The sequence below is a fragment of the Pseudomonas sp. DC3200b2 genome, from assembly GCF_049895785.1.
Taxonomy (GTDB): domain Bacteria; phylum Pseudomonadota; class Gammaproteobacteria; order Pseudomonadales; family Pseudomonadaceae; genus Aquipseudomonas; species Aquipseudomonas massiliensis.
This window is the reverse complement of sequence record NZ_JAFCTA010000001.1, coordinates 393753-416478: the sequence shown is the minus strand read 5'-3', so window position 1 is coordinate 416478 and position 22726 is coordinate 393753. Positions and strand designations below refer to the sequence as shown.

General features: G+C 64.0%; 19 protein-coding genes. 5 read left to right on the top strand and 14 right to left on the bottom strand.

Annotated elements, in window-relative coordinates; translation table 11 throughout:
* Nucleotides 1-70 precede the first annotated feature (70 nt).
* A complete protein-coding gene (locus ACP691_RS02070) occupies nucleotides 71-943 on the bottom strand; it encodes a mechanosensitive ion channel family protein (RefSeq protein WP_426149850.1) in 873 nt (290 codons plus the stop codon).
* A 94-nt stretch (nucleotides 944-1037) separates the two neighbouring features.
* Entirely contained in the window at nucleotides 1038-1523 is a 486-nt protein-coding gene (locus ACP691_RS02065) for a YajQ family cyclic di-GMP-binding protein (protein WP_426149849.1), read from the bottom strand.
* A gap of 211 nt (nucleotides 1524-1734) precedes the next feature.
* On the opposite strand from ACP691_RS02065, the gene ACP691_RS02060 reads away from it, so the two are divergent.
* The 4 genes from ACP691_RS02060 to ACP691_RS02045 are packed head-to-tail and all read left to right on the top strand — an operon-like array spanning nucleotide 1735 to nucleotide 6253.
* A complete protein-coding gene (locus ACP691_RS02060; protein ID WP_426149848.1) occupies nucleotides 1735-2685 on the top strand; it encodes a GGDEF domain-containing protein in 951 nt (316 codons plus the stop codon).
* Between the two features lie 3 nt (nucleotides 2686-2688).
* The gene (locus ACP691_RS02055; RefSeq protein WP_426149847.1) at nucleotides 2689-3609 is read left to right on the top strand and encodes a putative 2-dehydropantoate 2-reductase; all 921 of its coding nucleotides are present in this window, start codon (nucleotides 2689-2691) and stop codon (nucleotides 3607-3609) included.
* Between the two features lie 48 nt (nucleotides 3610-3657).
* Complete coding sequence (locus ACP691_RS02050) at nucleotides 3658-5688, top strand: ATP-binding protein (protein ID WP_426149846.1); 2031 nt, start codon at nucleotides 3658-3660, stop codon at nucleotides 5686-5688.
* A 1-nt stretch (nucleotide 5689) separates the two neighbouring features.
* Nucleotides 5690-6253 (top strand): cob(I)yrinic acid a,c-diamide adenosyltransferase, encoded by a 564-nt coding sequence (locus ACP691_RS02045; RefSeq protein WP_426149845.1) that lies wholly within the window; start codon nucleotides 5690-5692, stop codon nucleotides 6251-6253.
* A 72-nt stretch (nucleotides 6254-6325) separates the two neighbouring features.
* Here ACP691_RS02045 and ACP691_RS02040 read toward each other — a convergent pair whose 3' ends face one another.
* The 3 genes from ACP691_RS02040 to secA all read right to left on the bottom strand — a co-directional run bounded on the left by ACP691_RS02040 (nucleotide 6326) and on the right by secA (nucleotide 11371).
* The gene (locus ACP691_RS02040; protein ID WP_426149844.1) at nucleotides 6326-7273 is read right to left on the bottom strand and encodes a Nudix family hydrolase; all 948 of its coding nucleotides are present in this window, start codon (nucleotides 7271-7273) and stop codon (nucleotides 6326-6328) included.
* 40 nt (nucleotides 7274-7313) lie between these two features.
* On the bottom strand, nucleotides 7314-8531 hold the full coding sequence (gene argJ, locus ACP691_RS02035) for a bifunctional glutamate N-acetyltransferase/amino-acid acetyltransferase ArgJ (protein WP_426149843.1): 1218 nt from the start codon (nucleotides 8529-8531) through the stop codon (nucleotides 7314-7316).
* Between the two features lie 98 nt (nucleotides 8532-8629).
* Nucleotides 8630-11371 carry a preprotein translocase subunit SecA gene (gene secA, locus ACP691_RS02030; protein WP_426149842.1) on the bottom strand — a complete coding sequence of 914 codons (2742 nt, stop codon included), beginning with the start codon at nucleotides 11369-11371 and terminating at the stop codon, nucleotides 8630-8632.
* Nucleotides 11372-11646: 275 nt separating this feature from the next.
* On the opposite strand from secA, the gene ACP691_RS02025 reads away from it, so the two are divergent.
* Nucleotides 11647-12096, top strand: a complete 450-nt coding sequence (locus ACP691_RS02025) for a DUF721 domain-containing protein (protein WP_426149841.1) — start codon at nucleotides 11647-11649, stop codon at nucleotides 12094-12096.
* A 195-nt stretch (nucleotides 12097-12291) separates the two neighbouring features.
* Here the strand turns inward: ACP691_RS02025 and lpxC are convergent, their stop codons facing one another.
* The 9 genes from lpxC to murD all read right to left on the bottom strand — a co-directional run bounded on the left by lpxC (nucleotide 12292) and on the right by murD (nucleotide 22722).
* Entirely contained in the window at nucleotides 12292-13203 is a 912-nt protein-coding gene (gene lpxC / locus ACP691_RS02020; RefSeq protein ID WP_040261842.1) for a UDP-3-O-acyl-N-acetylglucosamine deacetylase, read from the bottom strand.
* 112 nt (nucleotides 13204-13315) lie between these two features.
* Nucleotides 13316-14509, bottom strand: a complete 1194-nt coding sequence (gene ftsZ, locus ACP691_RS02015) for a cell division protein FtsZ (RefSeq protein ID WP_426149840.1) — start codon at nucleotides 14507-14509, stop codon at nucleotides 13316-13318.
* 46 nt (nucleotides 14510-14555) lie between these two features.
* Nucleotides 14556-15815, bottom strand: coding sequence for a cell division protein FtsA (ftsA, locus tag ACP691_RS02010; RefSeq protein WP_040261840.1), 1260 nt, complete (start codon nucleotides 15813-15815; stop codon nucleotides 14556-14558).
* A 13-nt stretch (nucleotides 15816-15828) separates the two neighbouring features.
* Nucleotides 15829-16695 carry a cell division protein FtsQ/DivIB gene (locus ACP691_RS02005; protein WP_040261839.1) on the bottom strand — a complete coding sequence of 289 codons (867 nt, stop codon included), beginning with the start codon at nucleotides 16693-16695 and terminating at the stop codon, nucleotides 15829-15831.
* Between the two features lie 3 nt (nucleotides 16696-16698).
* A complete protein-coding gene (locus ACP691_RS02000) occupies nucleotides 16699-17658 on the bottom strand; it encodes a D-alanine--D-alanine ligase (RefSeq protein WP_426149839.1) in 960 nt (319 codons plus the stop codon).
* Nucleotides 17655-19109 carry a UDP-N-acetylmuramate--L-alanine ligase gene (gene murC, locus ACP691_RS01995; RefSeq protein ID WP_426149838.1) on the bottom strand — a complete coding sequence of 485 codons (1455 nt, stop codon included), beginning with the start codon at nucleotides 19107-19109 and terminating at the stop codon, nucleotides 17655-17657. Before murC ends, ACP691_RS02000 begins: the two co-directional genes overlap by 4 nt.
* Entirely contained in the window at nucleotides 19102-20172 is a 1071-nt protein-coding gene (murG, locus tag ACP691_RS01990) for an undecaprenyldiphospho-muramoylpentapeptide beta-N-acetylglucosaminyltransferase (protein WP_426149837.1), read from the bottom strand. The genes murC and murG overlap by 8 nt, the downstream gene beginning before the upstream one ends.
* Nucleotides 20162-21379, bottom strand: a complete 1218-nt coding sequence (ftsW, locus tag ACP691_RS01985) for a putative lipid II flippase FtsW (RefSeq protein WP_426149836.1) — start codon at nucleotides 21377-21379, stop codon at nucleotides 20162-20164. The genes murG and ftsW overlap by 11 nt, the downstream gene beginning before the upstream one ends.
* The gene (murD, locus tag ACP691_RS01980) at nucleotides 21376-22722 is read right to left on the bottom strand and encodes a UDP-N-acetylmuramoyl-L-alanine--D-glutamate ligase (protein ID WP_426149835.1); all 1347 of its coding nucleotides are present in this window, start codon (nucleotides 22720-22722) and stop codon (nucleotides 21376-21378) included. Before murD ends, ftsW begins: the two co-directional genes overlap by 4 nt.
* Between the last annotated feature and the right edge of the window lie 4 nt (nucleotides 22723-22726).

The following is a 22726-nucleotide window of genomic DNA, read 5'->3' as shown; positions in this document are numbered from 1 at the left end:
TGCCAGTGTCAGTCCATCCGGAGCTGCGTCCTGCCCCCACAGAGCCCCGCCGTCAACCGAGCCGAGCGCTTTAGCGAATCGAAGGCGTGGTGGGTGGCGGGGTGCCGTCTTGTTGCTCCTGAACCAGGCGCACGACGCGCTGCGGGAACGGAATGTCGATGCCGGCCGCGCGCAGGCGGTCACGCACTTGGGCGTTGAGCATGTTGAGTACCCCGCCGTAATCCGCGGTGTTTACCCACAAACGCAGCGAGAGCGTGATGGCACTATCGCCCAGGGCCGCAACCACCGCTTCAGGTGCAGGGTCCTGCAACACGCGAGGGTCCTGGGCAAGTTCTAGCAGCACTTGCTGCCCTTTCTGCAAGTCGGCGTCGTAGTCGACACCGATGTCCAGAGTGATCTTACGGGTAGGCTGGCGATTGGTATTGGTGATGATGCCATTGGAGAGATTCCCGTTGGGGATGATCACCGTCTTGTTGTCGCCGGTGCGCAGCACCGTATGGAAGATCTGGATGGCGTCTACCGTGCCGGAAACACCTTGGGCCTCGATCCAGTCGCCGATGCGGAAAGGACGAAACAGCAGGATCAGCACGCCACCGGCAAAGTTCGACAGGCTGCCCTGCAGCGCAAGGCCCACGGCCAGGCCGGCGGCACCGATGGCGGCCACGAAGGAGGTGGTCTCGATACCGATCATCGAGGCCACGCTGACCAGCAGCAACACCTTGAGGATGATATTGGCCAGGGTGCTGATGAACCCCTGTAGCGCCAGGTCGGCATGGCGCAGGGCCAGAAGCTTGCCGATCTCGTAGGTGACCTTGTTCACCAGCCACCAGCCGATGCAGAGGGTGACTACCGCCAGCAGTACGCGACTGCCGTACTCCATGATCATCGGTATCCATGCTTGGGAAGCTCGGACGAGATGATCCAGTTGAGCGTTCAAATCCATAGGGAGAGCCTCCAGCTTCAGCTATCCGGGGCGAGGACATCGCCACCGTTGACAGCCGTCCGACGCCGGACGCCCCCTGATGGTTCCGCTTCGATCAGTCGCGGAAGTTGTTGAACTGCAGCGGCATGCCGAATTGTTCGCCACGCAGCAGCGCGATCGCTTCCTGCAAATCATCGCGTTTCTTGCCGGTGACGCGCACCTGCTCGCCCTGGATGGCTGCCTGCACCTTGAGCTTGGCATCCTTGATGCGGGCCACGATTTTCTTGGCCATTTCCTTGTCCAGGCCTTCGCGCAGCACGATGTCCTGTTTCATCTCCTTGCCTGAGGCGTAAGGCTCTTTCACCTCCAGGCACTGTACGTCGATCTTGCGCTTGACCAACGCCATGCGCAGTATCTCCAGCGTGGCTTCGAGCTGGAACTCGGCCTCCGCGGTGAGGTTCACAGTCTTGTCCTTGTCGTTGAAGGCCATCTGCGCCTTGCCTTTGAGATCGTAACGGCGTTCCAATTCCTTGATGGCATTGTCGACGGCATTGGTCACTTCGTGTTTGTCCAACTCGGACACTACGTCGAACGAGGGCATTCAAATTCTCCAATTTGTTACAAAACAGACAGCTGTTGGGTGTTTTTGTCGGTTGAGCGCAATAAACCCGTTAGCCTGGCTTGACGACCAAAAGCACGGATCATTATAACGAGTGCCAGCATTGCGACATGCTTTCCTCGCAACTTCGGTAACCGCCAAGGGATAGCATCGTTTGCGTTAGATCGCGGCACTCCCTTATTGCGAGCGTTAGATGTCCAACCCGAACCTGAGCATCCTCCTGGCCTTCGACGAGGCCGACCTGGGCCAAGAGGCTGCCATGCGGTTGCAGGCAGGCGGCTATGCCGACCTGCGCCTGAGTACCGCCAGCCAGGCCCTCACGGAGCTGGACCAGCGGTCGGCCAACGTCCTGATCACCGCCGGCGACGCCGGGTTGCGCCTGGCTTCCCAGGTTCGCCTGCTGGATGAAGCCACCCAGGACCATACCTGGATCATCCTGGTAGACCCGCGCCCCAGCGCGCATCTGCTGGACGAGACCGCCGACCTGGGCGTGGATGACGTACTACCGCCAGACCAGTTCCAGGCGCACCTGCTGAGCCGGGTGCATGCCGGTGATCGGTTGTATAGCCTGTTGCAACGAACCCGCCGGGAAAATCGCCTGCTGCGCGATAATATCGCCAGTCTTGAACAGCGCAACCTGGTAGACCCTCTCACCGGCCTGGGCAACGCCCGCTACCTGCGCCAGAAGCTCGACGACTGCCTGCGGCAGATCCAGGCCCGGGGTGGTGCCCTGTGCTACCTGCTGATCGGCCTGCAGAACGCCGCAACCTTGCAGCAGGACCAGGGCGACGAATTCTACGACGAATTGCTCCAGGGTGTGGGTCGTCGATTGCAGCAAATGGTCAGGCCGCTGGATGTGCTCGCGCGGCTGGACGACCATCATTTCGTGCTGCTTACCCTTCCGCGCAGCTTGCAGGAGTGCGCGCCCAGCAGTTTCAAGCGCCTCCATGACGGGCTCAATCTCAAGGGTTTCATGACCAGCGCCGGGCTGATTGACGTCCGTGCTGGCATCAGCCTGGTGGGCCTGGACGAGAAAAGCCTGCCGATCGAGCCGGTGAGCCTGTTCGGTGAAGCCAGTCGGCTGCTGCAGGACGCCTACGCCACGGGCCTGGTCAACGCGCGGCGGCTGCCCGCCAAGGGCTGAACCATGGCGGCTCGGTCATGGCACCTGCTTGGCGCCGGCAGCGTGGGCACGCTCTGGGCGTGCCGGCTGGCGCGCGCCGGCTTGCCGGTACGGTTGATCCTGCGCTCTGCCTCACGGTTGGAACAGTACCTCCAGGGCCCTGGCCTGCGCCTGATTGAAAACGGCCACGCCTTCACCACGGCCTTGCCCGCCGAGACCGCGGCCGCGGCCACCCCCATCGAACGCTTGCTGGTGACCTGCAAGGCCTATGACGTCGCCGCGGCCGTGGCCGGCGTGCGCCAGCGCCTGGTGCCGGGAGCGACCGTAGTGCTCCTGCAAAACGGCCTGGGCAGCCAGCAGGCGGTATCCGAGGCGTTGCCAGAGGCCCGGGTCGTTTATGGCTCCACGACCGAAGGTGCCTGGTGCCAGGCAGACGGCAGCGTGGTATTCGCCGGCCAAGGCTTCACCTGGCTCGGTCGGCCAGGCGACGCCCAGGCGCCTGACTGGCTGGCTGACCTGGCGCAGGCGGGCATTCCTCACCAATGGACGCCACACATCCTTGGCCGTCTCTGGCGCAAGCTGGCGGTCAATTGCGCCATAAACCCCCTTACCGTGCTGCACCAGTGCCGCAACGGTGCCTTGAACGACCATGCCGAGGCCGTGGACGCCCTTTGCGCCGAGCTTACTGCCCTGCTGCAGGCGGAAGGCCAAGCCGAAGCCGCCGAGGGCCTGGCCTTGGAGGTGGAGCGCATCGTGACCGCGACGGCGGCCAACTACTCCTCCATGTATCAGGACGTCACCGCCGGCCGCCGAACGGAAATCGCCTACCTGATCAGCTACGCCTGCGCACGGGCGGCCACCCTCGGCCTGGCCTTGCCCCGCCTCGAAGCCCTGCACCATCGGCTGATCGACTACCTGGCCTCGCGCCACCTGCCGACGAACTGAGCCCACCCTTTGCTACACTCGGCCGGTTACCTGAGAGCCGGATCTGCGATGCCTTTGCGACAACGTCTTGAAAACCTTCCGGTCGGGCAGAAGCTGCTCGCCGCCTTGCTGGTGTTGATGGTGACCGTCCTGGTGGTGGCCAATCTGACGTTCATCACGGCGGCCTATTGGATTTCCCACGAAAGCATGGCGCCCCAGGCCTTGCAGACCATCGGCAAGCTGGCGGCCCAGCCACAGCTTGCCCAGCGAGCCCTGACCGATGTCGAGGCGGCCAATGCCTTGCTCAAAAGCCTGGACAGCTACACGCCATTGCGCGCGGCAGCCGTGTATGGCGGCAATGGCGAGCGCCTGGCTCAGCTGCAACATGGCAGCAAACTGAGCCTGCCCAAGCACTTCGACGACTTGCCGGAGTGGCGCCTTACCGAATTTCGCACCACCGAGCTGGCGACCTTGCCTGGGGTGGCCGGAGGCCCGCCAGGGCATCTGTTACTGATCGCCAGCAGCGAATTGCCCATGGCGTTCTATACCGGCACCTTCACTGCCAGCGTGGGAATACTGGTGTTCAGCGTACTGCTGTGGATGGTGATCGCGCGGCAGATTCGGCGCTTGATCACACGCCCTATCTATCAGCTCGAAGAGCTCACCCGCCAGGTCACTCGGGAAGAGAACTACGCACTGCGCGCCCAGCCGGGCAACCAGGACGAAATCGGCAGCCTGGCCGCGGCGTTCAATACCATGCTGTCGCGCATGGAAGCCCGAGAGCAACAGCTCAAGCGCGCCAGGGACGACTCCCAGGCCGCCTACGACGCGGCCCAGGGCCTGGCGGAGGAAACCCGACACACCAACCGCAAGCTCGAACTGGAAGTGCAGGTGCGCAGCAAGATCGAGAAAAAGCTCACCGGGTTTCAGAATTACCTCAACAGCATCATCGACTCCATGCCGTCGGCGCTGATCGCCCTGGATGAGCAGCTTTACGTGACCCAATGGAACAAGGAAGCCAGCGCGCTTTCCGGCACCCCCCTGGACGAAGCCCTGAACCAGCCCATCTTCCTTGCCTTCGAACCACTCAAGCCTTATCTGCCGCAGCTCAAGAGCACGGTAGAACAGCATCGGGTGGCGAAGATCGAGCGGGTCACCTGGCAGCGCGGCGACGTGCCTCACCACTATGCCCTTACCTTCTACCCGCTGACCGGCAGCGCGGGGCGCGGGGTGGTGATTCGTATTGACGACATCACCCAGCGCCTGTCTCTGGAAGACATGATGGTGCAGTCGGAAAAGATGCTTTCCGTCGGCGGCCTCGCCGCCGGCATGGCCCACGAGATCAATAACCCGCTGGGCGCCATCCTTCACAACGTGCAGAACATCCGCCGACGTCTTTCGGCAGAGTTGCCGAAGAACCTGGAGCAGGCCGAGGCGGTAGGCGTGTCCCTGGCCAAGGTCAACGACTATCTGGCAGCACGGGATATTCCCGGCCTGCTCGAAGGCATTCATGGGGCCGGCGCGCGGGCGGCGAAAATCGTGACTCACATGCTCAGTTTCAGTCGGCGAAGCAACCGGCAGATGGCGCCCTGCGACCTCCCTGCCCTTATCGAGCAGGCGGTGGAAATCGCCAGCAACGACTTCGACCTGAGCATCGGCTTCGACTTCCGCGGCCAATCCATCGTACGCCAGTTCGACCCCCGCCTGGGGCCGGTGCCGGGCACCGCCAACGAGCTGGAGCAGGTGCTGCTCAACCTGTTGAAGAACGCCGCCCAGGCCATTCACCAGCGTGAACATCCCAACGACCCCGGGCGCATTACCTTGCGCACTCGCCTCAATGGACCATGGGCGGAGGTACAGGTGGAAGACAACGGCGTCGGCATGCCCGAGAGCGTGCGCAAACGTATGTTCGAACCTTTCTTCACCACCAAGGAAGTAGGCCAGGGCACGGGCCTGGGGCTCTCGGTGTCTTACTTCATCATTACCAATAACCACAAGGGGCAGATGGAAGTGCAGTCGACCCAGGGGGTGGGCACCTGCTTCACGCTGCGCTTGCCCCTGGTGCAACCAACCGCCTCCAGCGCCGCGCAAGGACAATGACATGGGGAACCGTCTTTCGAAAATCTATACCCGCACCGGCGACGGTGGAGAGACAGGCCTGGGCGACGGCCGCCGGGTGGCCAAGGACCACCCTCGCGTCGAGGCCATGGGCGAAGTGGATACCCTTAACAGTCAGCTGGGCCTGCTGTTGGCGCAATTGGCCAATGACTCCGCCCTGGCGGCCATCAGCGATGCCCTGGCTCCCTGCCAGCACCGTTTGTTCGACCTGGGCGGGGAATTGGCGATGCCCGGCTATCGCGCGTTGCAGGCCGAGGACGTAGCCCTGCTGGAAAACAGCATCGACGAATGGAACGAGGTATTGGGCCCGTTACGCAACTTCATCCTGCCGGGGGGCTCGGTGCGTGTGGCCCAGGCTCACCTGTGCCGCAGCCAGGCCCGTACCGCCGAGCGCCGCTGTCAGCAGCTGCATCGCGAAGAACCACTGGAGGCTGTTGGCCTGGCTTACCTTAACCGCCTTTCCGACCTGCTCTTCGTGGCGGCGCGGATGATCGCCCGCCTCGAAGGCGTAGAGGAAGTGCTCTGGGCGCAAGCGGTGCGAGAATGAGCACCGTAGCAGCCGGCCTTGGCCGCGACCAGGTCATAGCTGAGCGCAAGCCAGCGTGGCCCGGCGCGGCTGCTACCGTGGGGTGGGCCAGAAGCTGCGAATGCCTGCCACGCCTTGGGCGCCGATGCTCCAGGCCCGGTCGCAATCTACCGGCGATAGCCCGCCCAGCAGATAAACGGGCTTGCCGAAGCCAGCGATCAGCGCATGGGCCTGTTCCCAGCCCAAGGGCGATGCATCGGGGTGGGTCTGAGTAGCCTGGATCGGCGAGAGGGTCACGAAATCCACCCCCATGCGCTCGGCCAGTTCCAGCTCTTCAGCACTGTGGCAGGAAGCCGCCAGCCAGCGGTCCGCAGGGAAGGGGCGGCCGTTGGGCGCATACTTGCGCAACTGAGCCGAGGTCAGGTGCCACCCGGCCGACGGAAAATCTCCCAGCCATTCCAAGGGCCCCTTGAGCATCAGTTGGGCCTTGGCCGCGCACAACCCGACCGCATCCACGGCCAGGTCCCGATATTGAGGGTCGTAGAGGTCCGGCGCGCGCAACTGCACCAGCCGGGCGCCCTGAGCGATGGCGGTGCGCAGTCCGCCAAGCAGTTCGGGGCCCGGAAGGTTGTCCGGCGTGATCAGGTAGGCAGCGGGCAAGCAAGCCGCGCTGACGATGGCCAGGTTGGCCGCTGGGAATTCGTACTCTTCCAAGGCCTTGGGAGCTACCCACTCCAGAGGCTGGCCTTCAGCGCCATGAGGCTCGCCATTGAAGCCGTCCACTTCCCAGACATCCAGCAACACCTGCTTGTCCGGGTAGTCATGGGGCACCTGGATCAGTGGGCGGGCGGAAGTGACTTCGATGCCCAACTCCTCGACGAGCTCCCGAGCCAGTCCGGCACGCGGGGTTTCGCCCGCCTCCAGCTTGCCCCCGGGAAACTCCCACAGGTTGCCTTGATGCTGAGTAGCGCCGCGTCGGGCGATCAATACCTTGCCATCGGCGCGACGGATCACCGCCGCGACTACATGAACCCGTTTCACATGTCCTCCTTGGGCAGCCCTGGCCAGTCGGTACGGCCGATTAGGTACGGTACTCGGCGTTGATCTTCACGTATTCGTGAGACAGGTCAGTGGTCCAGATCGTCTCGCTGCAAGCACCACGGCCCAGTTCGATACGAATGCCGATCTCGGCCTGGGCCATGACCGCCGCGCCCTGTTCCTCGGTATAGGTCGGGGCGCGGCCACCCTGGCTGGCAATGCAGACATCGCCCAGGTAAACGTCGATCTTGCTCACATCCAGCTCGGGCACGCCCGCGCGGCCCACCGCGGCCAGGATACGACCCCAGTTCGGGTCCGACGCGAAAAGCGCGGTCTTGATCAGGGGCGAATGCGCTACGGCATAGCCTACATCCAGGCATTCCTGATGGTTGCCGCCGCCGTTGACCTCTACGGTCACGAACTTGGTGGCACCCTCGCCGTCACGCACGATGGCCTGTGCCACATCCATGCACACATCGAACACGGCCTGCTTCAACGCCGCGAACAATGGCCCGCTGGCTTCGGTGACCTCCGGCAGGGCGGCCTTGCCGGTGGCTACCAGCATGCAGCAATCGTTGGTGGAGGTATCGCCATCGATGGTGATGCGATTGAACGACTTGTTCGCCGCATCGCGGATCAGATCCTGCAGAACGGGCTGGGCCACCTTGGCGTCGGTCGCGATATAGCCCAGCATGGTCGCCATGTTGGGCCGGATCATTCCGGCACCCTTGCTGATACCGGTCACGGTGATGGTAACGCCGTCATGACTGAACTGGCGGCTGGCACCCTTTGGCAGGGTATCGGTGGTCATGATGCCTACCGCCGCCTCCGCCCAGTTGCCTTCGGCAAGGTTGTCCAGGGCGGCCTGCAGGGCGCCTTCGATCTTCTCTACCGGCAGCGGCTCGCCGATAACGCCGGTGGAGAACGGCAGCACGGCCTGGGCCGAGACACCCGTCAGGCGCGCCAGGCTCTCGCAGGTGCGCTCAGCCGCGGCCAACCCGGGCTGGCCGGTACCGGCATTGGCATTGCCGGTATTGGTCAGCAGGTAACGCACCTCCCCTCCGACCCGCTGCCTGGCCAGGATCACCGGCGCCGCGCAGAAGGCATTGAGGGTGAACACTCCCGCCACGCTGGAGCCTTCGGCGCAGCGCATTACCACCACGTCCTTGCGGCCCGGTCGTTTGATGCCTGCCGAAGCGATGCCCAGTTCGAAACCGGGGACAGGATGCAGGATGGGCAAGGGACCGAGACCGACAGCCATTGATGACTCCTTGGGAAGGGATGAAGCCAGAAAGGTAAACGCCGCGACGGAAGGAGCCGACGCGGCGTAAGTGTGATCAGACCAGGGCGTTGCCAGGGTTATTCGATACGCCCGTGGCAATGCTTGAATTTCTTGCCGGAACCGCACCAGCAGAGCTCGTTACGGCCAAGCTTCTGCTCGTTGCGCACGGGCGCCAGGGCAGCGGCCACGTCACCCTCGGGCGGGGTGTCCAGCGCCTCGGGCTCGTCCAGGCCTGGGGCCTCGGCATGGCGGAACTGCATGCGCTGGGCCAGTTCCTCGGCTTCGCGACGCAGGCGCGCTTCTTCCTCGGCCGGGTCCTCGCGGCGAACCTGCACGTGGGACAGCACGCGAATGGTGTCGCGCTTGATCGAGTCGAGCAATTCCTGGAACAGGGTGAACGACTCGCGCTTGTATTCCTGCTTGGGGTTCTTCTGGGCGTATCCGCGCAGATGAATGCCGTGGCGCAGATGATCCATGGTGGACAGGTGATCCTTCCACAGGTCGTCGATCACCCGCAGCAGGATCTGCTTCTCGAAGGTACGCAGGGCTTCGGTGCTTGCCTGGTTTTCCTTCTCGTTGTACGCCGACAGGATTTCAGCCAGCAGGCGCTCGCGCAACGTTTCCTCGTAAAGCTTCTCGTCATCGTCGAGCCACTTCTGGATGGGCAGGTCCACGGCGAACTCGGCCTGCAGGGCCGCCTCCAGGCCAGGGATGTCCCATTGCTCCGGCAGCGACTGGGGCGGGATGTGCTGGGACACGATGCTGTTGAGCACGTCCTCGCGGAACTCGGCGATGGTGTCGCCGATGTTCTCGGCCGCCAGCAGGCTGTTGCGCATGTGGTAGATCACCTTGCGCTGCTCGCTGGAAACGTCGTCGAACTCCAGCAACTGCTTGCGGATGTCGAAGTTGCGGCCCTCGACCTTGCGTTGGGCTTTTTCGATGGCATTGGTGACCATGCGGTGCTCGATGGCCTCGCCGGACTGCATCCCCAGTGCCTTCATGAAGTTCTTGACCCGGTCCGAGGCGAAGATTCGCATCAGAGGATCTTCCAGGGACAGGTAGAAACGGCTGGAACCGGCGTCGCCCTGGCGCCCGGCGCGGCCGCGCAACTGGTTGTCGATGCGGCGCGATTCGTGACGCTCGGAAGCGATCACATGCAGGCCACCGGCTTCCAGTACTTGCTGGTGACGCTTCTGCCAGTCGGCCTTGATCTGGGCGATCTGCTCCTCGGTCGGGTTCTCCAGGGCGGCGACTTCCACCTCCCAGTTGCCGCCAAGCAGGATGTCCGTGCCACGACCGGCCATGTTGGTGGCGATGGTCAGCGCGCCCGGGCGGCCGGCCTGGGCGATGATTTCCGCTTCCTTCTCGTGATACTTGGCGTTGAGCACCTTGTGGTCGATGCCTTCCTGCTTGAGCAGGTTGGACATGTGCTCGGAGGTTTCGATGGTGGCGGTCCCCACCAGCACCGGCCGGCCAGTGGCCATGCACTGCTTGATGTCAGCGATGATGGCAGCGTACTTCTCATCGGCGGTGAGGTACACCAGGTCGTTGAAGTCCTTGCGCGCCAACGGGCGGTTCGGCGGAATCACCATCACCGGCAGGTTGTAGATCTGCTGGAACTCGAAGGCCTCGGTGTCCGCGGTGCCGGTCATGCCCGACAGCTTGGCGTAGAGACGGAAATAGTTCTGGAAGGTGGTCGAGGCCAGCGTCTGGCTTTCGGCCTGGATCTTGAGCCCCTCCTTGGCCTCGATGGCCTGGTGCAGGCCCTCGGACAGGCGACGACCCGGCATGGTGCGGCCGGTGTGCTCGTCGATCAGCAGGATGTTGCCATCCTGCACGATGTACTCCACGTTGCGGTGGAACAGCTTGTGGGCGCGCAGGCCGGCATAGACGTGGGTCAGCAGGCCAAGGTTATGGGCCGAATACAGGCTCTCGCCCTCGGAGAGCAGGTCGGCCTGGGTGAGCAGTTCCTCGATGAACTGATGGCCCGCCTCGTTGAGTTCGACCTGGCGGCTCTTTTCGTCGACGGTGAAGTGGCCCTGCTGGGTCACCTGGCCTTCCACCTCCTCGATGTGCTGCTTGAGGCGCGGGATCAGGCGGTTGATCTCCATGTACAGGCGAGAGCTGTCCTCGGCCTGGCCGGAAATGATCAGCGGGGTACGGGCTTCGTCGATGAGGATGGAGTCCACTTCGTCGATCACGGCGAAATTCAGCTCGCGCTGGAACTTCTCCTCCAGGCTGAAAGCCATGTTGTCGCGCAGGTAGTCGAAGCCGAATTCGTTGTTGGTGCCGTAGGTAATGTCGGCGGCATAGGCGGCGCGCTTCTCTTCCGGGGGCTGGAAGGGCGTGACCACGCCTACGCTCAGGCCGAGGAACTCATACAGAGGGCGCATCCAGTTGGCGTCCCGGCGGGCCAGGTAGTCGTTCACGGTCACCACGTGGACGCCCTTGCCGGACAGGGCATTGAGGTACACCGCCAGGGTAGCTACGAGGGTCTTGCCCTCGCCGGTACGCATCTCGGCGATGCGGCCTTCGTGGAGTGTCATGCCGCCGATGAGCTGCACGTCGAAGTGACGCATGCCCATGATCCGCTTGCCGGCTTCGCGACAGACGGCGAAGGCTTCCGGCAGCAAGGCGTCGAGGGATTCACCTTTGGCGAAGCGAGCCTGGAACTCGGGAGTCTTGGCACGCAGTTGCTCGTCCGAGAGCGCGACCATTTTCTCTTCGAAGGCATTGACGATAGCCACCGTCTTGAGCATGCGCTTGACTTCACGCTCGTTCTTGCTTCCAAAAAGTTTTTTCAACAAAGGCGCAAACATATCGGCTGGATCTTCCACACTTTGGGATGGAGGGGCGGCCCCAGGAGTCGCCCGCGCAGCCCTCATGGCCGCATGCGAACGAGCATTCTACCCGGAAACGATGGAGAGGAAAGTGGCGAGACCACCATGCTGGCACAGCGCTTTTACGGGGCGGGTTTACAATAAGGCCTTTTTTCCCAACTTCAAGCTTCTGAAGCAATCGTCATGGCGCTCGGCGTAACATACGACCCCGCTGGCTTCTGGTACCATGCCTGCCCCACCGGAGACGAGCGTCCATGGCATTCCGACCGCACCCGGCCCGCCCACCCGCCGTACTACTGCGCGAGGCGCGGCCGCTCAAGGCGCTGCTGAGCCAGGCCCAGCGGCTGAGCCAGATCAAGAAACTGCTGGATACCCAGCTGCAACCTGCCGCCCGCGAGCATTGCCATGTGGCTGCCTGGCGCGAAGGCAGCCTGCTGCTGGTGGTCACCGACGGTCATTGGGCTACCCGCTTGCGCTACCAGCAGCGGCGCCTGCAGCAGGGCTTGCAGGGGATGCCTGAATTCGCCGGCCTGACCCGTATTCTCTTCAAGGTGCAACCCAGCGTCGGCCCCCGTCGCGCCTCGGGCCTGGGCCTGAACCTTTCCGATACGGCCGCCGAGAGCCTCCAGGCGGCGGCCGAAGGCGTCACGGACCCGAACCTGCGCGCCGCCCTGGAGCGCCTGGCGCGCCATAGGCGAAAGTGATCCTTCGGTAGCGAAGGTCACGAGGAATAGCCCACCCCCTGCCATTAGGAGGCACTTCAGCCGTCGAACCGACCAGATGCGCGCGCAAGCTCGCCAGCTACGCCGGCTCCCACCCAAGGCTCGGCCCATAACCGCGGCACCACGAATAAAAAAGGCCACCCGAAGGTGGCCTGAATCTAGAGAGAAGGTTCGAGCTTAGACTGCCGCAACCGGGCGCATGTAGGAGATCGGCGCGGTACTCGCGTCTTCGAAGGTGACCACTTCCCATGCGTCTTTCTGTTCGATGAGCTTGCGCAGCAGCCGGTTGTTCAGGGCATGCCCCGACTTGAAGCCGCGGAATTCACCGATCAGGCTGTTGCCCAGCAGGTAGAGATCGCCGATGGCGTCCAGGATCTTGTGCTTGACGAACTCATCCTCGTAACGAAGACCGTCCTCGTTCAACACGCCTTCCTTGTCGACCACGATGGCGTTCTCGACGCTGCCACCAAGCGCCAGGTTGTGCTTGCGCAGGTATTCGATGTCGCTCATGAAGCCGAAGGTGCGGGCCCGGCTGACTTCCTTGACGAAAGACGTGCTGGAGAAATCCACACTGGCGCTCTGGGTGCGATCCTTGAATACCGGGTGATCGAAATCGATCTCGAAACTCACCTTGAACCCTTCGAACGGCAGGAAGGTAGCGCGCTTGTCGCCCTCTTCCACCGCGACTTCCCGAAGGATGCGGATGAATTTCTTCGGCGCGTCCTGTTCTTCCAGGCCGGCCGATTGAATCAGGAATACGAAGGGACCAGCGCTACCATCCATGATCGGCACTTCCGACGCGGAGAGTTCGACGTAGGCGTTATCGATCCCCAGGCCGGCCATGGCCGAAAGCAAATGCTCCACGGTGTCTACCTTGATGTCCCCCTGGAAAAGGGTGGTGGACATGGTGGTTTCACCGACGTTTTCCGCACGCGCGGGAATCTGGACCACTGGGTCCAGATCGGTACGGCAGAACACGATACCGGTATCCACCGGCGCGGGCTTGAGGGTCAGGTATACCTTTTCCCCGGAATGCAGGCCGACGCCGGTGGCACGGATGATGTTCTTCAGGGTGCGTTGTTTAATCATGGCAGTGGCCGCTTCAGCGCAAGTTGCGAACTGGTATCAACAAAGGCTGGCGATGATAACAGAGCCCGCCTTTGCTGAACACCAATCACCCTTATACCCCTGATAAATTGCATTAATCGGCTTGGCGACGCAGGAATGCCGGGATATCCAGGTAGTCCAGGTCGTCGTTGGGGTTGAGCTTGGCGGCCGCGGCGGCACCGGCATGAGCCTGGTTGCGCATGACAGTGGGGCGCTCCAGGTCACGGTAGTTGACCGCTGGCTGCTCCTGGCGAACCGGGGCCGGGGCCGGGGTCTGCTGGGCGACGGCCGCCTGCATGGTGTTGTCGATGACCTTGACCGGCTTCTCGATCTTGGCGCCCAGGCCGGTGGCCACGACGGTAACGTGCAGCTCATCGCGCATGTCCGGATCGATCACGGTACCGACCTTGACCATGGCGTGGTCGGAGGCGAAGGCTTCGATGATGCTGCCTACATCGGAGTACTCGCCCAGGGACAGGTCCGGGCCGGCGGTGATGTTCACCAGGATGCCGCGCGCGCCCTGCAGGTTGACGTCCTCGAGCAGCGGATTGCGAATGGCCGCCTCGGTGGCCTCGCGAGCGCGGTTCGGGCCGCTGGCGCAACCAGTGCCCATCATGGCCATGCCCATCTCGCTCATCACGGTGCGCACGTCGGCGAAGTCGACGTTGATCATGCCGGGGCGCTTGATGATGTCGGAAATGCCACGCACCGCGCCGGCCAATACGTCGTCGGCCTTGGCGAAGGCTGACAGCAGGCTGGCGTCCTTGCCCAGGATGGTCAGCAGCTTCTCGTTGGGAATGGTGATCAACGAATCGACGCTTTCAGCCAGGGCGCGGATGCCTTCGTCGGCGATCTGCATGCGCTTGCGGCCTTCGAAGGGGAATGGCCGGGTCACGACCGCCACGGTGAGGATGCCCAGCTCCTTGGCCACTTCGGCGATGATCGGCGCCGCGCCGGTACCGGTGCCACCGCCCATGCCGGTGGTGATGAACACCATGTTGGTACCTTGCAGTACCTCGGCGATACGCTCGCGGTCTTCCATGGCGGCCTGACGGCCTACTTCAGGGTTGGCGCCAGCGCCCAGCCCCTTGGTCACGCCGGTACCCAGCTGCAGTACGGTACGCGCGCCGATGTTCTTCAACGCCTGGGCATCGGTGTTGGCGCAGATGAACTCCACGCCCTCGATGTTGCTCTTGACCATGTGGTTGACCGCGTTGCCGCCGCCACCACCGACACCGATCACTTTGATGACCGGGCTTTGTGGGATGTTGTCTACCAGCTCGAACATGTTCCCTCTCCTTCCATTCTCTAGTTTTATTCGCCTACCGCTGTTATCAGAAATTGCCCTGAACCCACCGCTTGAGGCGTTCCAGTACCGGCGCCTTGGGCTCGTCGCCGTAGCTGCTCTCGCGACCGGCCAGGCCGGTCAGGGTCACGCCTTCGGATTGCTTCTGCAGGCCGTAGGTCAGTAGACCCACGCCTGTCGAATAGATCGGGTTGCGGATGAGGTCATCCAGCCCCCGCACGGTATGCGGCACGCCCAGGCGCACCGGCATGTGGAAGATCTCTTCGGCGAGCTCCACCGCGCCTTCCATCTTGGCGGTGCCACCGGTCAGCACGATGCCGGCGGGAATCAGGTCTTCGTAGCCACTACGGCGCAGCTCGGCCTGGATCAGGGTGAAGAGCTCGTCATAACGCGGCTCGACCACCTCGGCCAAGGCCTGGCGAGACAATTCCCGTGGCGGGCGGTCGCCCACGCTTGGCACCTTGATGGTCTCGCCCGCGCCGGCCAGCTTGGCCAGGCAGCAGGCGTAGCGAATCTTGATTTCCTCGGCGTACTGGGTCGGCGTGCGCAGCGCCATGGCGATGTCGTTGGTGACCTGGTCCCCGGCGATGGGGATGACCGCCGTATGGCGAATGGCCCCTTCGGTGAAGATCGCGATATCGGTGGTGCCGCCGCCGATGTCCACCAGGCATACGCCCAGCTCCTTCTCGTCATCGGTGAGCACCGAATAGGCCGAGGCCAGCTGCTCGAGGATGATGTCGTCGATTTCCAGGCCGCAACGGCGCACGCACTTCTCGATGTTCTGGGCAGCGTTCACCGCGCAGGTCACCACATGGACCTTGGCTTCCAGGCGAACGCCAGACATGCCCAGCGGCTCGCGCACGCCCTCCTGGTTGTCGATGACGTAGTCCTGCGGCAGGGTGTGCAGTACCCGCTGGTCCGCTGGAATGGCCACCGCCTGGGCGGCATCCAGTACACGCTCCAGGTCGGCGGTGCTGACTTCGCGGTCGCGGATGGCGACGATGCCATGGGAGTTGAGGCTGCGGATATGGTTACCCGCCACGCCCACGAACGCTGAATGGATACGGCAGCCCGCCATCAGTTGCGCTTCTTCCACGGCGCGCTGGATGGACTGCACCGTGGACTCGATGTTCACCACCACGCCCTTCTTCAGGCCGCGGGACGGGTGCGTTCCGATACCGACGATCTCCAGGGTGCCATCGGCCGCGACTTCGCCCACCAGCGCCACCACCTTGGAGGTGCCGATATCCAGCCCGACGATCATTTTGCCGCTTTGCGCGTTTGCCATGTCCTGCCTCTTGTCAATTCTTCGCCACGGTCGGGACCGCTGGCGCCGCCGCGTTCGGATCACGCCAGCCAACGGCCAGGCCGTTGGCGTAGCGCAGATCGACGCGGGCGATATTCGTGATCTGGTCTTTTAGTGTTTTGTCGTAAATGGCGATGAACCGGCGCAGCTTTTCCACCAGATGATCACGCCCGAGCAGCAAATCGATACCTGGCCCGGCGCTACCCGCGCCCGTGGTCAGGAACCAGCTGCCACGTTCACGCAATTCAAGCCGTGCTATGGAGAAACCGAGAGGCCGAAGCATCTGGCTGAGCACTTGATACTGCTGCATGACCTGTTGTTGAGCACGTTGCGGGCCGAACAGCTGCGGCAGGTGCTCATAGTTGGCCAGTTCGCGCGGGGCGAACGCCTGGCCTTGGTTGTTCAGCAGCTGGCCCTCGCCCCAGCGGGCGACCGGCAGCTGCTCTTCGAGTCGGATCACGACCTGGTCAGGCCACACGCGGCGCACTTCCGCGTGGGCGATCCAGGGCATCTGCTCCAGTTCCACACGCATGCCGGTGAGGTCGATACTGAAGAAGCGGGCATTGGCGTAGGGCGCGATTCGCTGCTGTACCGCCTGTTGGCTCACGTAGCTCAAGTCGCCCTGCACGTTGATTTTCGAAATGGGCCTGTCCAGGTAGGGCAGCGCACGCTGCGAACCTTCGTAGGTAGCGGCGGCCAGCCCTACCAGCAACAGCGGCCAGAGCAGGCGCTTGAAGAAACCGCCGCTGGGCCGCGGCATCCGCGTGCCGGCCGGCTCCTTGGCGACCATGCGGCTCGCGCCACGAGGCGGTGCCTTGCGGCTGGGCATGGGCTGCTGATGACGAAGGGTCGCGACGCGCATGGGTCAGCCTCGCGCCTGAAGTGAATCAGTGAGAATGGACAACACCAGCTGCTGGAAATCCAGCCCGGCCGCCCGTGCCGCCATGGGCACCAGGCTATGGTCGGTCATTCCCGGGGCGGTATTGACTTCCAGCAGCCAGAAAGCGCCCTGGGCATCCTGCATGACATCCACCCGCCCCCATCCGCTGACGCCGATCGCCTCGCAGGCACGCAGGCACAGTTGCATCAGGGCCTGCTCCTGGTCGGCCGGCAGGCCGCAGGGGATGCGGTACTGGGTATCGTCGGCCAGGTACTTGGCGTCGTAGTCGTAGAATGTATGAGGCGTGCCGAGGGCGATCGCCGGCAGTACCTGATCGCGCAGAACAGCCACGGTGTACTCCGGGCCGTCGATCCATTGTTCGACCAGGACTTGCGAGTCATAGGCGCTGGCGTCTTTCCAGGCTTTGACCAGTTCGTCGCTGCTGGTCACCTTTGCCATGCCGATACTTGAACCTTCATGGGCGGGTTTGACGATCAAAGGGAAGCCCAGTTCCCTGGCCGCGATCACGCAGTCGGCTTCGCTGGCCAATACCGCATGCCGAGGGGTAGGAATTCCCTGGCTCTGCCACACCTGCTTGGTGCGCAGTTTATCCATGGCCAGCGCCGAGGCCAGGATGCCGCTGCCGGTGTAGGGAATGCCAAGGCACTCCAGCAACCCTTGCATGCTGCCGTCTTCACCGCCGCGCCCGTGCAGGATGATAAAGGCGCGGTCGATCCTTTCACGAAGCAGAACCTGCAGCAGGTCGCTGCCCACGTCGATGCCGAAAGCGTCCACGCCAGCGGCCTGCAAGGCAGACAGCACCTGGGCGCCGGACTTCAGGGACACTTCGCGCTCGGCGCTGGTGCCGCCATAAAGCACGGCGACACGGCCGAAATCGCTGGGTGCGACCTTGGACACGAGGGTTTCGTAGGCATGAGCGTTCATGAAAGCTTCCCCGAGGTAGCGACCGCGCCGGCGAACAGCGGGCTTTTCAACAGTTGAGGCGCGATGGAGCCAACGTCCCCGGCGCCCTGGCAAAGGAGGATGTCGCCGGGACGAAGCAGCGGCTTGACCACCGGCGCGATGTCAGTGCCGCGTTCTACGTAGATCGGGTCCAGCTGGCCGCGTTGGCGGATGCTGTGGCACAGCTGACGGCTATCGGCCCCGGGAATCGGTTCTTCGCCGGCCGGGTAGACTTCCATGAGCAACAGTACATTGGCATCGGCCAGCACCTGCACGAAATCATCGTAGAGGTCACGGGTGCGGCTATAGCGGTGCGGCTGGTAGAGCATGACCAGGCGACGCTCGGGCCAGCCCCCACGCACGGCGTCGATGACCGCGGCCACCTCACGGGGATGATGGCCATAGTCGTCCACCAGCATGACTTCCCCACCGTCCACGGGCAACGCGCCGTAGACCTGGAAACGCCGGCCCACGCCCTGGAAGCCGGAGAGCCCGCGGACGATGGCCTCGTCGCTGATGCCTTCGTCGGTGGCGATGGCGATGGTGGCCAGCGCGTTGAGCACGTTGTGATTTCCGGGCATGTTCACCGACACGTCCAGCGGCTCGCGGTCGCGGCGCAGCACGGTAAAGTAGGTCTGCATGCCGTCCTGGCGGATGTCGATGGCGCGGACGTCCGCGGACTCATGCACCCCGTAGGTGGTGGTAGGCCGAGCGACCTGGGGCAGGATCTCACGCACCACCGGGTCGTCGATGCACACCACGGCCAGGCCGTAGAACGGCAGGTTGTGCAGGAACTCCACGAAGGTCTTCTTCAGCTTGTTGAAATCGCCTTCATAGGTCGCCATGTGGTCGGCGTCGATATTGGTGACCACGGCCACCAGCGGCTGCAGATGCAGGAAGCTGGCGTCGCTTTCGTCCGCTTCGGCGATCAGGTAGCGACTGCTGCCCAACTGGGCATTGGTACCGGCGGCATTGAGCCGGCCGCCGATCACGAAGGTTGGGTCTAGCCCGGCCGCGGCGAACACCGATGCCAGCAGGCTGGTGGTAGTGGTCTTGCCATGGGTGCCGGCCACCGCGATGCCATGGCGGTAGCGCATCAGCTCGGCGAGCATTTCAGCTCGACGCACCACGGGGATACGGCGCTCCAGAGCGGTGGCGACCTCCGGGTTGCTCACGTTCACCGCGCTGGACACCACCAGCACGTCGGCCCGCGCGGCGTTTTCAGCACGGTGCCCGATGAAGACCTCGGCGCCAAAGGCACGCAGGCGCTCGGTCACGCCGGAAGCCTTCAGGTCCGAACCGGAGACCTGGTAGCCCAGGTTCAGCAACACTTCGGCGATGCCGCACATGCCGACGCCACCGATCCCCACGAAATGAATGCGGCGGATCCGGCGCATTTCCGGCTGCGGCATGGCGCGTTGGCTTTCAACCATGGGCCACCTCCAGGCAAGCGTCGACGACGCTACGGGTGGCATCGGGTTTTGCCAGCCGGCGGGCGGTCTGGGCCATGGTCACGAGTTTTTGCGGTTGCATCAAAACCTCTTCAAGGCGCTCGGCCAGTTCGGCGGCGCCGGTTGTTGCTTGCGGCATGACGAAGGCTGCGCCTTCGCGGGCCAGAAATTCGGCATTGCGGCTTTGGTGGTCGTCGATGGCGTGGGGCAAGGGCACCAGCAAGGACGGCAAGCCGGCGGCGGCCAGCTCGCTTACGGTAAGGGCGCCAGCCCGGCAGATCACCAGGTCGGCCCAGGCATAGGCCTGGGCCATGTCAGCGATGAATGGCGCCACCTCGGCCTGCACCCCGGCGGCTCGGTAACGCTCGGCCGTGATCGCGTCGTGTTGCTTGCCGGCCTGATGGAAAACCTCGGGACGGTGGGCTTCAGGCAAGCGGGCCAAGGCTTCTGGCACCAGTTTGTTAAGCGGTTCGGCGCCCAGGCTGCCGCCCATCACCAGCAACCGTGGCCGGCGGCCCGCGAGCGTGGCGCGCTGGCTTTCCAGGAACAGTTCCGCGCGCACCGGATTGCCAGTGGTCAGGCATTTGCCCGAATCAGCGAAGGTGCCGGGGAAAGCTTCGCAGACTCTGCTGGCCAGGGGCAGCAGCAACCGATTGGCGGTACCTGCCACGGCATTCTGCTCGTGCACCACCACAGGGACGCCAGCGAGCCTGGCAGCCAGGCCGCCCGGGCCGGTGACATAGCCACCGAAGCCAACCACGCAGGCTGGCTTGAGCCGCCGGATGATCGCACGGGCCTGCAGCACCGACCTGACCAGCATCAGGGGTGCCTTGAACAGCGCCAGGCGCCCCTTGCCGCGCAGACCGCTGGCCTCGATGCGATGCAGGGTGATGCCGGCCGTCGGCACCAGATCGTTTTCGATACCCCGAGGCGTACCGAGCCAGTGGACCTGGTAGCCCCGGGCCTGGAATTCACGGGCGCAGGCCAGGGCCGGGAACACATGCCCCCCGGTACCACCCGCCATGATCAAGACATTACCGGCCATGCTGTGGCTCCTCGGCAAAGTCTTTCTCGGTGAACTCCACTTCCTCGCTGCCCAGGTGGGTACGGCTTTCCCATTCGATGCGCAACAGCAGGCCCAGGCACGCGCAGCAGATCACCAGGGAGCTACCGCCGTAGCTGAGAAACGGCAGGGTCAGCCCCTTGGTCGGTAGCAGCCCCACGTTCACGCCGATATTGATGAGGAACTGGCCGATCCACAGCATGGACAGGCCATAGGCCATGTAAGCGGCGAAGAACTGCTTGGCTCTTTCGGCCCAGAGCCCGATGTACATGCCACGGATACACACGAACATGAACAGCGCCACCGTGCACAGCGAGCCCACCACGCCCAGCTCTTCGGCCAGCACGGAGAACACGAAGTCGGTGTGGGCTTCGGGCAGGTAGAACTGCTTTTGCACGCTGTTGCCCAGGCCCACGCCGAACCACTCGCCACGGCCGAAGGCGATCAGCGCCTGGGTCAGCTGGTAGCCGGAACCGAACTGGTCGGCCCAGGGGTCGGTGAAGGTAATCAGGCGCGCCATCCGGTACGGCTGTGCCTGCACGAGCACGAACACGGCCGCCGCCGCCAGCACCACCATCAGGGCGAAGCGGAACAGGCCGACACCGCCAAGGAACAGCATGGCCGCGGCCGCGCCCATCATCACCACGGTGGCCCCGAAGTCCGGCTCCATCAGCAGCAGGCCGGCCATGGGCAGCAGCACGATGAAAGGCTTGAAAAAGCCCATCCAGCTTTCCCGTACTTCCTGCTGGCGGCGGATCAGGTAGCCGGAAAGGAAGATCACCACGAAAACCTTGGCCAGTTCGGATGGCTGAACGTTGAAGGCGCCGAAGCCGATCCAGCGCATGGACCCGTTCACCTCGCGCCCTACCCCCGGCACGATCACCAGGAACAACAGGCCGAAGGCAGCCATCAGCAGCAGCCAGCCCATGCGCTGCCAGGTGGCGATGGGGATGAGCAGGGTCACGCCACAAGCGCCAAGACCGAGCAACACATAGATGATGTGGCGGATCATGTGGTACAGGGGGTTGCCGCTCTGGGCCGCAGCGACCTCGGACGACGCCGACGTGATCATGACCAGGCCGAGCCCCAGCAGGGCCAGGCAGCCCGCCAGCATGGGGAAGTCGATATCGATGCCCCGGTTGCTGATCAGCGGCGAGGGATAGGGCTTGATAGCGCTGAGGAGGTTCATGACAGCGCCTCTACGGCCTGGGCGAACAGGCGCCCACGCTCTTCATAGTTACGGAACATGTCCAGGCTGGCGCAGGCGGGAGACAGCAGCACCGCGTCGCCTGGCTGGGCCAGCTGGGCGCACCGGGCCACCGCGGCGTCCAGGTCGGCTACGTGGTATCGGGGCAGTTCCGGGTCAAGTGCCGCGGCCAGGCGCTCGGCGTCGCGGCCAAGCAGTACCACCGCCCGACAGTATTGGCTGACCGGACGACGCAGGTCAGCGAATTCCGCGCCTTTGCCGTCTCCGCCCGCCACCAGCACCAGCTTGCCGTCGATGTCTTCGCCCAGGCCCCGAATGGCCGCCAGGGCGGCGCCCACATTGGTGGCCTTGGAATCGTCATACCAGCTCACGCCGTTGCGCTCGCGCAGCCACTGGCAGCGATGCGCCAGGCCACTGAAGCCGCGCAGGGCGTCGAGCATCGATGCCATCGGCAAGCCCGCGGCGCTGCCCAGCGCCAGGGCAGCCAGGGCATTGGCCTGGTTGTGAGCGCCTCTGACTTTCAGCTCGGTGACCGCCAACAGCCGCTCGCGCCCCCTGGCCAGGTAGCGCGCGCCGGCTTCCTCGACGATGCCGAAACTGTGGAAGTCCGGCCCGTCCAGGCCGAAGGAGGACAGGGTCATGTCATCGCGCAGCAAGGGCCGGGTCAGTGCGTCCTGGCGGTTGATCACCACATGGCGGGCACCCCGGAAGATGCGGTGCTTGGCCAGGTGATAGGCCGGCATGCCGCTGTAGCGGTCCATGTGGTCCTCGCTGAGGTTGAGCACGGTAGCCACTTGCGCGTTGAGCTGGTGGGTCGTTTCCAGCTGGAAGCTGGAAAGCTCGAGCACGTAAAGCTCCACGTCCTCGGCGAGCAGGTCCAGGGCGGGCGTGCCCAGGTTGCCGCCCACGGCCACGCGCTTGCCGGCGGCCTGGGCCATCTCGCCCACCAGGGTGGTCACGGTGCTCTTGGCGTTGGAACCGGTGATAGCGATGATGGGCGCGCGCGCGTGACGGGCGAACAGGTCGATATCGCCAGAGAGCTTCACGCCCCGCGCCGCGGCCTCGGCCAAGGCTGGCGTGGCCAGGGCCAGGCCCGGGCTGACGTACAGCTCGCTGGCGCGGCAGAGAAACTCAGGGTCCAGTTCGCCGCAGCGGACTTCCACTTGGGGAAAGGCTTGCCGCAGGGTCGCCAGCTCCGGAGGATTCTCGCGCGTATCGGCCACCGCAAAGGCAACGCCCTGCTTCGCCAGGAAGCGAACCAGGGACATGCCGCTCTTGCCGAGGCCGACAACGATGCGGAATTGGTCGGAAGCGATCAGCGACACAGGG

Coding starts and splice junctions, on each gene's coding strand:
- ACP691_RS02070 (WP_426149850.1), bottom strand. CDS start 943: ATGGATTTGAACGCTCAACTGGATCATCTCGTCCGAGCTTCCCAAGCA.
- ACP691_RS02065 (WP_426149849.1), bottom strand. CDS start 1,523: ATGCCCTCGTTCGACGTAGTGTCCGAGTTGGACAAACACGAAGTGACC.
- ACP691_RS02060 (WP_426149848.1), top strand. CDS start 1,735: ATGTCCAACCCGAACCTGAGCATCCTCCTGGCCTTCGACGAGGCCGAC.
- ACP691_RS02055 (WP_426149847.1), top strand. CDS start 2,689: ATGGCGGCTCGGTCATGGCACCTGCTTGGCGCCGGCAGCGTGGGCACG.
- ACP691_RS02050 (WP_426149846.1), top strand. CDS start 3,658: ATGCCTTTGCGACAACGTCTTGAAAACCTTCCGGTCGGGCAGAAGCTG.
- ACP691_RS02045 (WP_426149845.1), top strand. CDS start 5,690: ATGGGGAACCGTCTTTCGAAAATCTATACCCGCACCGGCGACGGTGGA.
- argJ (WP_426149843.1), bottom strand. CDS start 8,531: ATGGCTGTCGGTCTCGGTCCCTTGCCCATCCTGCATCCTGTCCCCGGT.
- secA (WP_426149842.1), bottom strand. CDS start 11,371: ATGTTTGCGCCTTTGTTGAAAAAACTTTTTGGAAGCAAGAACGAGCGT.
- ACP691_RS02025 (WP_426149841.1), top strand. CDS start 11,647: ATGGCATTCCGACCGCACCCGGCCCGCCCACCCGCCGTACTACTGCGC.
- lpxC (WP_040261842.1), bottom strand. CDS start 13,203: ATGATTAAACAACGCACCCTGAAGAACATCATCCGTGCCACCGGCGTC.
- ftsZ (WP_426149840.1), bottom strand. CDS start 14,509: ATGTTCGAGCTGGTAGACAACATCCCACAAAGCCCGGTCATCAAAGTG.
- ftsA (WP_040261840.1), bottom strand. CDS start 15,815: ATGGCAAACGCGCAAAGCGGCAAAATGATCGTCGGGCTGGATATCGGC.
- ACP691_RS02005 (WP_040261839.1), bottom strand. CDS start 16,695: ATGCGCGTCGCGACCCTTCGTCATCAGCAGCCCATGCCCAGCCGCAAG.
- ACP691_RS02000 (WP_426149839.1), bottom strand. CDS start 17,658: ATGAACGCTCATGCCTACGAAACCCTCGTGTCCAAGGTCGCACCCAGC.
- murC (WP_426149838.1), bottom strand. CDS start 19,109: ATGGTTGAAAGCCAACGCGCCATGCCGCAGCCGGAAATGCGCCGGATC.
- murG (WP_426149837.1), bottom strand. CDS start 20,172: ATGGCCGGTAATGTCTTGATCATGGCGGGTGGTACCGGGGGGCATGTG.
- ftsW (WP_426149836.1), bottom strand. CDS start 21,379: ATGAACCTCCTCAGCGCTATCAAGCCCTATCCCTCGCCGCTGATCAGC.